Genomic DNA, 14,411 nt, shown 5'->3' with positions numbered 1-14,411 from the left:
TTCAGGATTGCCCCGGGTTGTCTTTTGTCCCGGGGCGTTCTACTGATCCAATGGGACGCGGCGATATGTGCCATCACGTAAATCCGCGTCTTCAATTTCGTGGCGTGAAATTCCCAGTAGGAACAGCACCTGATCCAGAAATGGATGATTCACTGCGGCATCGGCTACCTCACGTAGGGCGGGCTTTGCATTAAAGGCAATGCCCAAACCGGCGGTAGAGAGCATGTCGATATCATTGGCTCCATCACCTACGGCGACTGTTTGGGATAACTGAATTCCGTTGGACCACGCAAATTCCTTGAGAGATTCTGCCTTCGCATTACGGTCAATAACAGGGCCAATCACTCGACCTGTCAGCTTGCCATCGATAATCTCTAGCGTGTTCGCACGGGCGAAATCCAGTTCCAATTCGCGCGCTAGTGGCTCGATGACTTGAATAAAACCGCCTGATACCACGCCAGTTTTGTATCCAAGACGTTTGAGCGTGCGAATGGTGGTGCGGGCTCCGGGGGTGAGCTGGATATCGCGGGCCACTTTTTCTACAACGGATGCGTCGAGACCCGCGAGGGTTTTCACTCGTTCGTGGAGGGATTCCACGAAGTCTAGCTCTCCACGCATGGCGCGTTCGGTGACCTGGGCTACCTCAGCTTCTTTTCCTGCATAGGCTGCCAGCATTTCGATAACTTCATGTTGGATCAGGGTTGAATCGACGTCGAAGCAAATGAGACGCTTTGCACGACGTGCCAGGCCGCCTCGTTCAATAGCAATGTCTACACCAATTTCACTCGTGAGTTCAGCTAAAGCCTTACGCAGGGGGACTCCGCCACCGGGTGCGGCATTGGCGACGGTTAGCTCAAGTTCCAGGCCGGTGACGGGATAGTCTGCGATGCCATGAATAGTGTCGATATTGGCTCCGTAATCCGCCAGCGTCTGGCCAATTCGTGAGATATGAGCGGCGGTGACGGGACGGCCGATCACCACCATGACGTGGGTAGAACGGGGGCGGGTGGACTCCAGTTCTCTATCTGCGGTGACCTGAACACCCATACCGTAAGAAATGAGCGTTGCCTGTAGCCCGTCGCGCAGGTTGTCTATGTCGTTCTTGTTGACCCCAAGCAATGCGGCAAGGTTGAGCGTGCCACGAAAGACGGATTGTTCCACGTCTAGTAGTTGCACGCCATAAGAGGACAGCACCCGGAAGAAGGCGGCTGTCACGCCTGGCCTGTCTAATCCACTGACTGTTACTAATGCAGGCACGAGGCCTTGCTGGAGGGTGTCGTTGGTTGTGCCCTCAAAGGTGGCGTCGGTGTGGGATTCGGGCTGGGTCAGATCGGTTTTCTCTGTATTCACTGTGCGGTCTTAAATGTGTGATTTGGTTACGCGTATGGGTTAGCGATACGTACAAGGATGTTTGTAGGCATGGAGCGCTTATGCGTGCTGGTTCTATCGGGTATGCGCTATATGTACGTCATCTTGTGGTGATGTACTGGTGCGCTCCTTTGGATTTTATGGGGTGCCCCAGCTTTTTTGAAAACTACGAAAGCCACATCCCGCGTAGTAGGGATGTGGCTTTAACTTCTCCCCTAACCCGGTTGAGCCGTGTTGGCTGGACGGGCAGGGTGCCTAACTGAGGGTTATCACTTCACCAGCACTGCAGCTGCGGTGCCGTTTCGACGGGTGATACCGCTTAGAAGTGACGTCCCACGTGAGCCTCGTCACGCATGCGCTTGACCATATGTGGGTAGTGCAGCTCGAACGCTGGGCGTTCGGAACGAATGCGTGGCATGGAGGTGAAGTTGTGGCGTGGTGGAGGGCAAGAGGTGGCCCACTCCAAGGAGTTGCCGTAGCCCCATGGGTCGTCCACGGTGACAACCTCGCCGTAGCGGTAGGACTTGAAAATGTTCCAAAGGAATGGAAGGACGGACACAGCCAGGATCAGGGTGCCGACAGTGGAAATCTGGTTGTAGATGGTGAAGCCATCGGAGTCCAGGTAGTCGGCGTAACGACGTGGCATACCGAGGTTACCAACCCAGTGCTGAACCAAGAAGGTGGTGTGGAAGCCGATCATGGTCAGCCAGAAGTGCAGGTGACCCAGCTTCTCGTCAAGCATACGACCGGTCATCTTAGGGAACCAGAAGTAGATGCCCGCGAAGGAAGCGAAGGTCACTGTACCGAACAGGGTGTAGTGGAAGTGAGCCACCACGAAGTAAGTGTCAGACACGTGGAAGTCAAGTGCTGGGGAGGCCAGCATGATGCCTGTCAAACCACCGAAGAGGAAGGTTGCGAAGAAGCCCAATGCGAAGATCATTGGAGTCTCGAAGGTCAGGCGACCCTTCCACATGGTGCCCAGCCAGTTGAAGAACTTCAGGCCGGTAGGAACGGCGATCAGATACGTCATGAAACCGAAGAATGGGAGCATGACAGCACCGGTAACGAACATGTGGTGTGCCCACACTGCCATGGACAGTGCGCAGATGGACAGGGTTGCGAAGATCAGGCCGACGTAACCGAACATTGGCTTACGGGAGAAGACAGGGTAAACCTCAGACACGATACCGAAGAAAGGCAAGGCCAGAACGTAAACCTCTGGGTGGCCGAAGAACCAGAACAGGTGCTGCCACAAAATAGCTCCACCGTTACCGGCGTCATAAATCAAGCCACCAAGCTTGCGGTCGTAGAACACACCCAGAGCTGCTGCGGTCAGCAGTGGGAAAATCAGCAGAACCAAGACGGAGGTAACCATGATGTTCCAGGTGAACACCGGCATACGGAACATGGTCATACCCGGTGCGCGGAGGCACAGAATGGTGGTGATCATGTTGATAGCGGATGCGATGGTACCGACACCACCAACACCGACACCCAAGATCCACAGGTCGGAACCTACGCCTGGGGAGTGAACTGGGTCAGCAAGTGGCTGGTACATGGTCCAACCGAAGTCGGCCGCGCCACCAGGGGTGAGGAAGCCAGACAGCATGATGACACCACCCGCGGTGGTCAGCCAGAAGCCGAAAGCATTAAGGCGAGGGAAGGCAACGTCGGGTGCGCCAATCTGTAGCGGCATGACGTAGTTAGCAAAGCCGAACACCATCGGAGAACCATACAGCAGCAGCATCACGGTGCCGTGCATGGTGAATAGCTGGTTGAACTGCTCGTTGGTCAGAAACTGCAGGCCTGGTTTAAAAAGCTCCAAACGCATGAGCAAAGCCATCAAGCCACCGACCATAAAGAAGCTGAAAGACATGATCATGTACATGATGCCCAGCTGCTTGTGGTCGGTCGTGGTCAGCATCAGCCAAGCTTTGCTGCCGCGACGGTTCTGCACATTGAGTGGCGCAGGCCGACTCGGGGCGACCTGGTGGTCTTCCCGTGGCGCTACTGCGGTCATTGATTCCTCCTGACTACGCAATATCGGGATCGTCTCTCCCGATATTCAAAGAATGATCTCTCCAAGTCTCAGTGTTGTGATGTCGTCAGCATCTTCCCACCGAGCGCAGGAATATCTTCATGTTAGTAGGTGCAACCCCCTTTTCAATAGTCAGGATGTTATGCATCTTTACCTATTGCACTTTTCGGGGGTGACATGGCATTCCCAGAAAATTTTGAATCTATGTAAACACCTTCCTACATGTTCACAAGCATATACCCCCACCGGTATTTTCGGTAGGGGTGTATAGGTGACGTCGGAAGTGGGGTGGAACAACGTGGCACTAAAGCAACCAGACTTCATCGACACCCAAGGGACAAACGAAAACAGTACTAGAGCGACCTAGTTTTACCAGGTCATCATGTCTACTGAGCGCAATTGTCTGACTTGAGCTCATCCACCCACATACAGCAACTTCGAAGGTTGAGCTGCAGCGGCGCCACAACCGAGCCTCATGCGGCACATGCCGGAAACAACAGAACTTTTCTTAGAAATCCCAGTCCTCGTCTGTAGTATTTTCCGCCTTACCGATTACGTACGAGGAACCGGAGCCAGAGAAGAAATCGTGATTCTCATCACCGCCCGGATTCAACGCAGACAAGATGGCTGGTGAGACACGGGTCTCATCAGCGGGGAAAAGCCCCTCATAACCCAGGTTGTTCAGAGCCTTGTTGGCGTTGTAACGCAGAAAGCGCTTGACGTCCTCGGTCCAACCCAGCTCATCGTAAAGATCCTCGGTGTACTGGGCTTCGTTGTCATACAACTCGAGCAGGAGATCAAATGTGTGGTCCTTGAGTTCCTCACGGCGCTCGGACGTTTCCTTCTCAAGTGCACGCTGATACTTGTAACCGATGTAGTAGCCGTGCACTGACTCGTCACGGATGATCAAACGAATAATGTCTGCAGTATTAGTCAGCTTCGCATGGGACGACCAGTACATCGGAAGGTAAAACCCGGAGTAGAAAAGAAAACTTTCCAAGAGAACGGAGGCAATCTTTTTCTTCATTGGATCATCACCCTCGTAAAAACCAAGGATCAGATCAGCCTTATTCTGCAACTTTTCATTCTCTTCGGACCAGCGGAAGGCGTCGTTAATCTCTGGAGTGGACGCAAGGGTCATGAAGATCGAAGAGTAGGACTTAGCGTGCACAGACTCCATGAAGGCAATATTCGTGAACACTGCCTCTTCGTGAGGGGTCGCGGAATCTTCTATGAGCTTGACGGCTCCCACTGTTCCCTGGATGGTGTCCAACATGGTCAAGCCAGTAAAGACACGCATGGTGGTCTCTCGCTCGACGTCATTCAACGTATGCCACGACTGGACGTCATTGGATAGGGGCACCTTTTCGGGCAACCAGAAGTTGGCCGTCAGACGATCCCAGACTTCAAGGTCTTTGTCATCGGTGATGCTGTTCCAGTTAATTGCAGAAACTGGTACGCCAATCTGGCGGTGTACTGGCGACTGTGGAGCCTGCGCGCTCATCTGTACAACTTCTCCTTGGTTTTTCTTCCCACTCGTGTGTGCGCTCCTGCGAACACACTTTTGTTAATGAAGATGGTTGTCCTTTCGCAGCTCATAGCTGCGTTTGCCTCATACAAGGCGCTTCGATTCATCGTACCCGTTTTAGACAAGAAGCTCATGCTCTTAGCTCATCGAACCCGGTTCTCTGACCTGTCGTATGACGCACAGCAGACTTAGCGGTAGATGAGGCTACGCACATTCTTAGCGGTAGATAAGGCTACGCACATTTAGGTGAGGCTGCGAACCCTAGCGCCGACGATCGTTCATCCGTAGACTCCGCCGTATGAGTATCAACAAGAAATTCGCAAAGCAGTTAAACCAGCAAGTCATCGCAGAACATGAGGCTGCGTTGATCTACACCCAGCTCGCCTACGAACTCGATAGGCTCTCTTTCTCGGGTATGCGAGACTGGATGTTCGAACAGGCCAAGGAAGAGCGCGAACACGCTCAGAAGTTCGCTCAGCATCTCCTGGATCGCGGGGAGCGCGTACAGCTGGGCACCGTAAACGTTCCAGCCATCAAGATTTCTTCTCCTCTGGAAGCCTTCGAGGCATCCTTGGCTCATGAAGAAAAGGTTTCCGAGCTCATCCGAGAACTCGCCCGTACTGCCGACAAAGTCGGCGACATCGACTCCCGCTCCTTGCTCAACTGGTTCCTTGATGAGCAGATTGAGGAGGAGTCCACGGTCGGTGAGATCATCGACCGCATCAAGATCGTGGGCACGGATGGTTCGGGCCTGCTGCGCATCGACCAGGAACTTGGTTCCCGCCCTGATTCCGAGTAATTACTCCACTCCGTTCCACACATGAGGCTCCACTGCATCTTTACTAGCCCGCTTCCCCACCCCATTTTCGAATAACGCCGTCGCCCTATTCCGCGTTGCCGGCTTATACCTTATATATATGGGATATATATGGGATAAATGAGAAGGAATTCTCCGGGACGGCGGACAGGGACGTGCAGTGCTGGAACGCCCTATGAACGGGAGGAACCAATGAAGACCCGGCACCGGGGAGGAGCCGGGATCCATGGAGGGTGGGATAGTTCCCGAACCCATACCAGCCAGAAGCTCAACTGCTCTGGGACTGCTCTGGGCTACAGCATGCAGGAAACACACCCTTCAACCTCAGTACCCGTCAACGCAGTTTGACGTAGACGAATGTAGTAAATGGTCTTGATTCCCTTGCGCCATGCGTAAATCTGAGCGCGGTTGATGTCTCGGGTTGTCGCCGTATCCTTAAAGAACAGAGTCAGAGACAATCCCTGATCCACATACTTCGTAGCAACCGCGTATGTATCGATGATTTTCTCATATCCGATCTCATACGCATCCTGGTAATACTCCAGGTTTTCGTTGGTCATGTGTGGGGCTGGATAGTACACGCGACCAATCTTGCCCTCCTTGCGGATCTCAATCTTCGACGCAATCGGGTGGATCGATGAGGTGGAGTTGTTGATGTAGGAGATGGAACCGGTCGGCGGAACAGCCTGCAAGTTCCGGTTGTACAAGCCGTGCTCCATGACGGAGGCACGCAACTCATCCCACTGTTCTTGAGATGGGATGTTCACCGAAGAATTGTCGAAGATCGCCTTGATGCGTGCGGTTTTTGGAACGAAATCTGCCACGTCGTAACGGTCAAAAAACTCACCAGTGGCGTATTCCGACTTCTCAAAGTTTTGGAACTTCGTACCGCGCTCCTTCGCAATGGTGTTAGAGGCCTTAATCGCCTCATACATCACGCAGGCAAAGTACGTATTGGTAAAGTCCAGCGCTTCTTCCGACCCGTAATAAATGTGCTCCCGCCCGAGGTAGCCATGCAGGTTCATTTGTCCCAAGCCAATGGCATGGGAATTGTCGTTACCTTGGCGTACGGACGGCACTGAGTCAATGGAGGTCTGGTCTGCCACAGCAGTCAATCCACGGATTGCTGTCTCAATGGTGCGGGAGAAGTTCTCCGAATCCATCGCAGCAGCGATGTTCATAGACCCTAGGTTGCAGGAGATGTCGTCGCCAACGGTCTCATAAGTGAGATCATCGTTGAACACGGAAGGGGTGGAGACCTGAAGGATCTCAGAGCACAGGTTCGAATGGGTAATGCGACCCTCGATTGGGTTCGCCCGGTTCACCGTGTCTTCAAACATAATGTATGGGTAGCCGGATTCGAATTGGATCTCGGCGAGGGTTTGGAAGAACTGGCGAGCGTTAATCTTCTTCTTACGGATACGCGGGTCTTCGACCATCTCCTCGTAGTGCTCAGTGACGGAGACATCCGCAAAAGGCTTACCGTAAATCCGCTCCACATCGTAGGGCGAGAACAGGTACATATCGTCGTTGCGCTTAGCCAGCTCGAAGGTGATATCTGGAATAACAACGCCCAAGGACAGGGTCTTAATGCGGATCTTTTCGTCAGCGTTTTCGCGCTTGGTATCTAGGAACCGCAGGATATCCGGGTGGTGAGCGTGGAGATATACAGCACCTGCGCCCTGACGTGCCCCGAGCTGGTTAGCGTAAGAGAATGCGTCTTCCAGCAGCTTCATCACAGGGATCACACCAGAGGACTGGTTTTCAATGTGCTTAATTGGCGCACCGTGTTCACGGAGGTTGCTCAGAAGCAGAGCCACTCCGCCTCCACGCTTAGATAGCTGCAGCGCGGAGTTAATAGCCCGACCAATAGATTCCATGTTGTCCTCCATACGCAGGAGGAAGCAGGACACGGGTTCACCGCGTTGTGCCTTGCCAATGTTCAGGAAGGTCGGTGTTGCAGGTTGGAAGCGGCCATCCATAATCTCGTCGACCAGTGCCTCGGCCAGTTTTTTATCGCCATCGGCTAGCCCCAGCGCCACCATTGACACTCGGTCTTCGAAACGTTCCAGGTAACGCCGGCCGTCGAACGTCTTGAGAGTGTAGGAGGTGTAGTACTTGTAGGCTCCCAGGAAGCTCTGGAAGCGGAATTTCACAGCGTAGGCGCGTTTGAACAGGCTCTTGATGAACTCAAAGTCGTACTTACCCAGAATTGCTGGGTCGTAGTATTTGTTTTCCACCAGGTAGTTGATCTTTTCTTCCAGGTCGTGGAAGTAGACGGTGTTTTGGTTGACGTGCTGGAGGAAGAACTGGTTGGCTGCCTCGCGGTCCTTGTCAAACTGAATCTCACCTTTGTCGTTGTAGAGATTCAGCATGGCGTTGAGTGCATGGTAGTCCAGCTGCTCTGCCTGGCTCACGGGCTCAGCGACGGTCTTTCCAAGCTCGGAAGCGGTCATTGTGTATGTCTCCTGCGGTGTTGAGTGTGTAGTTGTATGTCTACGCTGTATGTCTGGGTCGGGAATAAGCGATGTTCATCTGCACACTGCTATCGATCGATTTTGTTGCGTACGTGTGGCATCTGTTTCACGCTTACATGCGGCATCTGTCTCATGCTTACGTTTGGCATCTATTTCATGCTACGGCGTCCCATCGTCCCATGAGGCGTAACTCCTTTTCAAAATCTGCGAGCCCCTCTTTCACGCGTCGCACATCGTGGTCTGTGCCCATGAGCTCGAATCTGTAGAGATATGGCACACGGCATTTTTCGGCGATGATGTCTCCGGCTCTGCAGAAATCGTTGCCGAAATTAAGGTTGCCCGCTGCGATCACTCCCCGTAGGAAATTCCGGTTCTGTTCGTTGTTGAGAAATGTGATCACTTGTTTAGGTACTGGTCTGCTGTAGTCGCCTGTCATGCCTGCTCCTCCACCGTAGGTGGGAACGATGAGAACGTGTGGTTGGTCGACCACGAGTTGTTCTTCGGTGCGGCGTAGCGGAATCCGCTTGTTGGGCAAACCCAGTTTTTGAACAAATCGGTGGGTGTTTTCTGACGTCGAGGAGAAATATGTGATGAGCATGGGGTCAGCTACTTCCTTCCGAGGTAGCGGTGTTGTGTTCTGGTTCGGAAGTGCAATGTTCCGGCCTCGGAGTGTGGCGTTCGGGAGCGTTGCACTCTGGTTGCGCTGGGGCGTGTTGTTCCCTTCTTGGCGACGCCATCTCTGCTCCACCGTTGACCTTGTCATGTGGTGTCCAGGTGAGGAATCGCGGGACTAGTGCCACGGCAATGAGCGTACAGATGATAACCAGCGCACCGCCTACGGCGGTTGTGGGGCCTGCACCATAGTGCGCACCACCCCAACCATGAATAATGTCCGCTAGCCGAGGACCACCAACGACCACCACGATGAACACACCTTGCAGGCGCCCTCGGAGATTATCGTCAGCTGCTTCCTGCAGCATGGTGGAACGCAGCACTGCGCTGAACATGTCTGCTGCACCACCGATAGCAAATGCACCCAGTGCAATCCACGCCCAGGCATTCACACGCCCATCGGCAAGCATGATGGCCAGGCCCATGAGCACGATGGAGCCGCCCCATACCACGACGGAGATCGTCACTCCCAAACCTCGGCGGACGATGGCAGTGACCATGCCTGAGAACACTCCCCCGAGTACGGCACCGACGGGGAGGGCTGCGAAAAGAAGTGCATACATCATTCCGCCTTCAGCGGGCTCGCCGAAGTCCACATGGGAGATTTGGGGAATCAACGCACGAGGTGAACCGAAGGTCATTGCGATCAGGTCCACGAGAAAGGACATCAGAATGATTGGCTGGGACATGAGGAAGGCAAAGCCTTCCAAAACTGACCGGAAACCTGGTTTGCTGGGGGCGGTAGCGTCGGTAGAAGATGCTGGCTCGGGCGGTAACGAAGGCAGTCGGTGAACCGCCCACAAGGTGGCGAATAGGGCAAGAAAGTCTAAAAAGTAGAGCCAAGAGAACCCCAGAAGCGGAATAAGAGCTCCACCAACCAGGGGACCCACAATCGCACCGGTCTGCATGACGGTCATATTCAAGCTGGTCGCGGCGGCAATGTTCTGCTTACCGACTAGCTTGGGGATGATGGCTGTGCGCGTCGGCTGGTTAACAGCAAATAGTGCCTGTTGTAGAGCGAAAAGGCTGAGAATCAACCACACGTTGTTGATTCCGATTGCTGCCTGTAGCCAAAAGCCAGCGGCGGTGATGATCATGCCCGTCGTGGTGATGTGCAGAAGGGTTCGGCGGTTCATTGCATCGGCAAGCGAACCACCGTATAGGCCGAAAACGATCAGCGGGATTAAACCAAAAAGACCGGACAACCCCACGTAGGATGAGCTGCCCGTCAGCATGTAGCTCTGCGCCGGCACTGCCAAGATGTTGAGCTGTGCACCAATGACCGTGACGATGTTCGCCGTCCAGAGACGACGAAAATCGTCATGGCGGAGCGGGGTGGTGTCCGCGAAGAGCTTACGCACGGTCATGGAATTCAGGTCGGTCTTTCATGGTGGACAAGCCGGCGGCACGCGTACCAGGTGCGTGCTGCGATCACTGTTCTGAAGGTTCAGATAGGTGGCACATCATATGTACTGCGGGCATCAAAAAAGCCAGCCGGGAGCTCTTGTGACAAGCATGTTCGGCTGGCATCCCGCGCAATCGGGCGAGCGTTGTACGGGTGGTTTCCCGGAGTTCTCTGTGGGGATTTCCCAACGCTTTCGTGGAAGGTTTCTACGAGAAATCTGTGAGTGGTTTTTCTTCAAGAACCCTTTGGGAATCTCCTAGAGACACCCGCCTAAGGAGTCAGCGTTAATTATTAAGCAGCGGCGGCGGCAAGAGCTCGGATGCGATCCGGGCGGAAGCCAGACCAGTTTTCCTCACCTGCAACAACGACTGGTGCCTGCAGGTGCCCCATGGCCATCACGTAATCACGTGCTTCATCATCGAGGGAGATATCCACCATCGTGTACTCCAAGCCGGCCTTATCGAGGGCGCGCTTGGTGGCGGTGCACTGTACACAAGCTGGCTTGGTGTAGAGGGTGATCATGTGGGTGTTCTCCTTCGCGACACGGGGATTCGCTATCTAACGCAATGCAAAAAGGGCGTTTCCTACGCCGGTAAGCAGAGCTGAGAGTGCGATGTTGCCCCGCACTGCTCAGCGTGTGACCTGTTTGAGATTACACATCACAACGGTGTGAGACAACACGGATAAACACAATATTTTGAGGAGTTACAATCCTGTAAACACTATATATAGTAGTTACACGAGGCGTATTTGCAGGTGGGTTAAAAGCTCGCCACTAGATATTGGAGAACCAAAATACATGCGTGTAATTTCACGACCTGCACTTTTTATCACTAGGAAATATTTGGTCCCTACTACCCCCGCACCCCGATTCTCTCCCCCGACGCAGCCTTGACCTCAGAGCAGTAATCTCCCCCACGCATTCCCACCCAGAGATCACTCACACATTCACACCCAGAAAAACCACACCCAAAGCAAAAACCTCCTCCGTGGCGAACCATCGGAGGAGGCGGATGAGCCCACAGGCTCACATGCTCACGTATAACACGGGGCAGTACTTAACCCTGGCGTGCCTTGAAACGTGGGTCCTTCTTGTTGATCACGTAAACCTTGCCACGGCGACGCACAACCTGAGCGCCCGGCTTGTTCTTCAGCGACCGAAGGGACTTACGGACCTTCATCGGGCGCTCCTTTCTTCATCGGCGGTACTGCCAACTCGCGGCGTAGAACAGCACACAAAATTGGCGGCTCGGTGGTACCTGCCCACACCGAGCACAAACACAAACAGCTAGTCTACTCAAAGTCCAGATCAAAAACCAAATGCTCAATAGAGCGGCTCACTCGCACACGTCACATCGCTTCCCTGGTCATCGTGATTCTCTAGTCATCATGAGACGCGCCCTCGTCACCCAGCACCGTTTTTGACTAGTATGTCGGTACATGGCCACGACTTCCACCGAGTACACCCCCTCTGCCTTGCAAAAGCAGATTATCGAAGAGATGGGAACCGCACCGACCATCAACCCAGAGCGCGAGGTGAAGAAGCGTGTGGAATTCCTCGCCGATTATCTCCAGGCCACCGGTACCAAAGGATTTGTACTAGGCATCTCTGGTGGACAGGATTCCACCCTCGCTGGCCGCCTATGCCAACTAGCCGTCGAAAAACGTCGCGCGGAAGGAGCCGCGGCCACCGATGCCCGCTTCATCGCCGTTCGTCTCCCCTACGGCGTCCAAGCTGACGAGGATGATGCGCAAATCTCCCTTCGTTTTATCGAGCCCGATGAATCCGTGACCGTCAATATCAAAGACGCCACCGATGCGTCCGCTCAGGCTGTTGAGGAGGCGACGGGCGAACCTCTCACAGATTTCAACAAGGGCAACATCAAAGCACGCCAGCGCATGATTTCACAGTTCGCTATTGCAGGCGCTTTTGGCGGTCTGGTGGTGGGCACTGACCATGCCGCAGAGGCCATCACCGGCTTCTACACCAAATTCGGCGATGGCGCCGCCGATATCCTCCCCCTATCAGGTCTCAACAAGGCTCAGGGCGCAGCCCTTCTGAAATACCTCGGCGCGCCGGAATCTACGTGGAAGAAAGTCCCTACAGCGGATCTGGAAGAAGACCGCCCATCGCTACCCGACGAGGAGGCTCTGGGAGTCACCTACGCCTCCATCGACGCTTATCTGGAAGGCCGTGAAGTGCCTCCAGCCGACGCAGAGCGTATCGAGCACCTATGGCGTATAAGCCGCCACAAGCGGGCGCTACCAGTTAGTCTGCGAGATCAGTGGTGGCGCAGCAGGTAGCTGTAGGTAAGCGGAATGGGTCGTTACGATGAGGCTCGATAAGCGGCTACTAGAACCGCTAAACGGCTACATGTGAGCACCATGGGCTCCCACGTACCCATTGGATGGCTGCGCATGAGCGCAATGGGCGGCTATGCGTAGAACTGAAGGTAGATCAGCAAAGCAATGGCCGCGTACCACACCAACACCACCAATAGCGGCAAGAAATGGTTACCACCGTAATATTCCCCCTTGGCACGTGCCTTATCGCGTGCCATATGAACCACGGTCATGACAAACAATGGCATGGTGACGGCCCACACAACCATGCAATAAGGGCACAGTGCAACAATTTCGTAGATTGCATTAAACGCTAACCAATGCACGAACACCAGTCCGGCCAGCAAGCCCAGCGCTTGCCCCCACCACACCCATCGGGGGAAACGCGCACCTGTTGCCAGCAGAACTCCAAGGGTGATGATGACGGAAAAGCCCGCCAAACCAATGAGAGGGTTAGGGAAACCGAAGACATTTGCCTGAGGGGATTCCATCACAGACTTGCACGACATGATGTTGTCAATAGTGCACGATGGCACAAAATTCGAATCTGTCAGTAGATGAATCTTCTCTACTGTGATGATGAAGCTCATCGCCAAACCGATGGCTCCCAGGAGAACCATAAACAGGCCATACACCACGCTTGACCCGTACCCGTTGGTGCCATTGGGCCAGCGCTTCTTCGGTGTCTTTGGCTGTGGCTGTGCAGACTCAGCAGCAACCGTGGGGTTGTCTCCTGGAGCCGTCGCCGTCGTACCGGTAGCGGCTGTGGCACCGTGGGAATTTACAGGCTGGGAAGTTGTAGAACGCGGGTCGTTGGTCGGAGTCTGACCATGAGTCATGAAGGATAGCTCCTCAGCGTGTGAAAAGGCTGCTCAGGCAGCGTACTAAAGGCGCTGCGCTCAAATGTGCTGTATTCAGACTACTCCCTGAAGGGTTTTTTTTCCTCATAGATGTGACGCATGTTGCATGAGAACACCGCAGCGGCCGTTGATGCCAACTAGTCCTGAACCGCCTGCGAATAAAGCTCGAAGAGATGAGCGACGATGTCTTTTTCATGTGAACCTTTGAATGCTCAGCCTAAAATATCACCCCCCGAAATAAACTGTTCATTCTGACGCACCACCCGATAAGTCCGACTACTAGGTTAGGATGAGCAATCAGCTGGGGCATCCGCGTATGGATACACCGGATTATCTTCGTCAGTGCCCCCACGTGGCTTCTTATCGTCCCAGCAGTGGCAGCGCTTAGCGCTACCGCTCGGCACCTCAAGCGCGGAAGCTAAGAACCATGTCCCCCACTATTATCGACACCGACACAGGGCGTGTCTTATGGCGCTCAATTGAATGCGCTGAACACTGCCAATTCGTTCTACGCACGTGGTCATCCTACGTTTCCCGCAAACAAGCCCCACAGCCGGTAGCTCACTTAGACGCCCGCACACCGCTCTGGGATGCTGAAGAAGTCAAAGCTTGGCACGCACAACGTCCCTCACAAGTGCGGCGCTAGCCGGACATCCCGTGGTAAATAACCATCTCTATAGAACAGTATCTGGTTGCACACACGGCGTAAATGAGGAAACCCCCGGCTACTCGAACTAGCCGGGGGCAACCCCATACACCTCACACTACCAAAGGAAAGAAAATGCGATTCACCCTTATCGGCGGGCTTGCCGGACTCATTATGATCCTAACGGGAGCATCACCCTTCTTCATGCCTGCCTACATCCTCATAGGTCTTGCCATCGACCACAACCAGCGAAAGGC

11 protein-coding genes are annotated in these 14,411 nt (G+C 54.1%); 2 read left to right on the top strand and 9 right to left on the bottom strand.

Annotated elements, in window-relative coordinates; genetic code table 11:
• Positions 1-39 precede the first annotated feature (39 nt).
• The 3 genes from serB to nrdF all read right to left on the bottom strand — a co-directional run bounded on the left by serB (position 40) and on the right by nrdF (position 4,910).
• Entirely contained in the window at positions 40-1,329 is a 1,290-nt protein-coding gene (gene serB / locus GP473_RS02330; RefSeq protein ID WP_186277245.1) for a phosphoserine phosphatase SerB, read from the bottom strand.
• Positions 1,330-1,687: 358 nt separating this feature from the next.
• Positions 1,688-3,388, bottom strand: a complete 1,701-nt coding sequence (ctaD, locus tag GP473_RS02325) for an aa3-type cytochrome oxidase subunit I (RefSeq protein WP_185769225.1) — start codon at positions 3,386-3,388, stop codon at positions 1,688-1,690.
• 526 nt (positions 3,389-3,914) lie between these two features.
• Entirely contained in the window at positions 3,915-4,910 is a 996-nt protein-coding gene (gene nrdF / locus GP473_RS02320; protein ID WP_185769224.1) for a class 1b ribonucleoside-diphosphate reductase subunit beta, read from the bottom strand.
• A 322-nt stretch (positions 4,911-5,232) separates the two neighbouring features.
• Between nrdF and GP473_RS02315 the strand changes: the two genes are divergently transcribed.
• A complete protein-coding gene (locus GP473_RS02315; protein WP_185769223.1) occupies positions 5,233-5,733 on the top strand; it encodes a ferritin in 501 nt (166 codons plus the stop codon).
• A 311-nt stretch (positions 5,734-6,044) separates the two neighbouring features.
• On the opposite strand, the gene nrdE is transcribed toward GP473_RS02315, so the two are convergent.
• From nrdE to ykgO, 5 genes are all read right to left on the bottom strand, one after another.
• Entirely contained in the window at positions 6,045-8,207 is a 2,163-nt protein-coding gene (gene nrdE / locus GP473_RS02310) for a class 1b ribonucleoside-diphosphate reductase subunit alpha (RefSeq protein ID WP_185769222.1), read from the bottom strand.
• A gap of 175 nt (positions 8,208-8,382) precedes the next feature.
• A complete protein-coding gene (nrdI, locus tag GP473_RS02305; protein ID WP_185769221.1) occupies positions 8,383-8,826 on the bottom strand; it encodes a class Ib ribonucleoside-diphosphate reductase assembly flavoprotein NrdI in 444 nt (147 codons plus the stop codon).
• 4 nt (positions 8,827-8,830) lie between these two features.
• Positions 8,831-10,267, bottom strand: a complete 1,437-nt coding sequence (locus GP473_RS02300; protein ID WP_186277067.1) for an MFS transporter — start codon at positions 10,265-10,267, stop codon at positions 8,831-8,833.
• Between the two features lie 329 nt (positions 10,268-10,596).
• Entirely contained in the window at positions 10,597-10,827 is a 231-nt protein-coding gene (gene nrdH, locus GP473_RS02295) for a glutaredoxin-like protein NrdH (RefSeq protein ID WP_185769219.1), read from the bottom strand.
• A 536-nt stretch (positions 10,828-11,363) separates the two neighbouring features.
• On the bottom strand, positions 11,364-11,486 hold the full coding sequence (ykgO, locus tag GP473_RS02290; RefSeq protein ID WP_003852698.1) for a type B 50S ribosomal protein L36: 123 nt from the start codon (positions 11,484-11,486) through the stop codon (positions 11,364-11,366).
• 259 nt (positions 11,487-11,745) lie between these two features.
• On the opposite strand from ykgO, the gene nadE reads away from it, so the two are divergent.
• Positions 11,746-12,609, top strand: a complete 864-nt coding sequence (gene nadE / locus GP473_RS02285; protein ID WP_185769218.1) for an ammonia-dependent NAD(+) synthetase — start codon at positions 11,746-11,748, stop codon at positions 12,607-12,609.
• Positions 12,610-12,740: 131 nt separating this feature from the next.
• On the opposite strand, the gene GP473_RS02280 is transcribed toward nadE, so the two are convergent.
• Entirely contained in the window at positions 12,741-13,487 is a 747-nt protein-coding gene (locus tag GP473_RS02280) for a vitamin K epoxide reductase family protein (protein WP_246394870.1), read from the bottom strand.
• Positions 13,488-14,411 lie beyond the last annotated feature (924 nt).

It is taken from the genome of Corynebacterium anserum, assembly GCF_014262665.1.
Lineage (GTDB): Bacteria > Actinomycetota > Actinomycetes > Mycobacteriales > Mycobacteriaceae > Corynebacterium > Corynebacterium anserum.
This window is presented reverse-complemented; position numbering and strand designations above follow the sequence as displayed.

Excerpts from the sequence above, each read along its gene's own strand:
- ctaD (WP_185769225.1), bottom strand. The coding sequence starts at position 3,388 with ATGACCGCAGTAGCGCCACGGGAAGACCACCAGGTCGCCCCGAGTCGG.
- nrdF (WP_185769224.1), bottom strand. The coding sequence starts at position 4,910 with ATGAGCGCGCAGGCTCCACAGTCGCCAGTACACCGCCAGATTGGCGTA.
- GP473_RS02315 (WP_185769223.1), top strand. The coding sequence starts at position 5,233 with ATGAGTATCAACAAGAAATTCGCAAAGCAGTTAAACCAGCAAGTCATC.
- nrdE (WP_185769222.1), bottom strand. The coding sequence starts at position 8,207 with ATGACCGCTTCCGAGCTTGGAAAGACCGTCGCTGAGCCCGTGAGCCAG.
- nrdI (WP_185769221.1), bottom strand. The coding sequence starts at position 8,826 with ATGCTCATCACATATTTCTCCTCGACGTCAGAAAACACCCACCGATTT.
- GP473_RS02300 (WP_186277067.1), bottom strand. The coding sequence starts at position 10,267 with ATGACCGTGCGTAAGCTCTTCGCGGACACCACCCCGCTCCGCCATGAC.
- nrdH (WP_185769219.1), bottom strand. The coding sequence starts at position 10,827 with ATGATCACCCTCTACACCAAGCCAGCTTGTGTACAGTGCACCGCCACC.
- ykgO (WP_003852698.1), bottom strand. The coding sequence starts at position 11,486 with ATGAAGGTCCGTAAGTCCCTTCGGTCGCTGAAGAACAAGCCGGGCGCT.
- nadE (WP_185769218.1), top strand. The coding sequence starts at position 11,746 with ATGGCCACGACTTCCACCGAGTACACCCCCTCTGCCTTGCAAAAGCAG.
- GP473_RS02280 (WP_246394870.1), bottom strand. The coding sequence starts at position 13,487 with ATGACTCATGGTCAGACTCCGACCAACGACCCGCGTTCTACAACTTCC.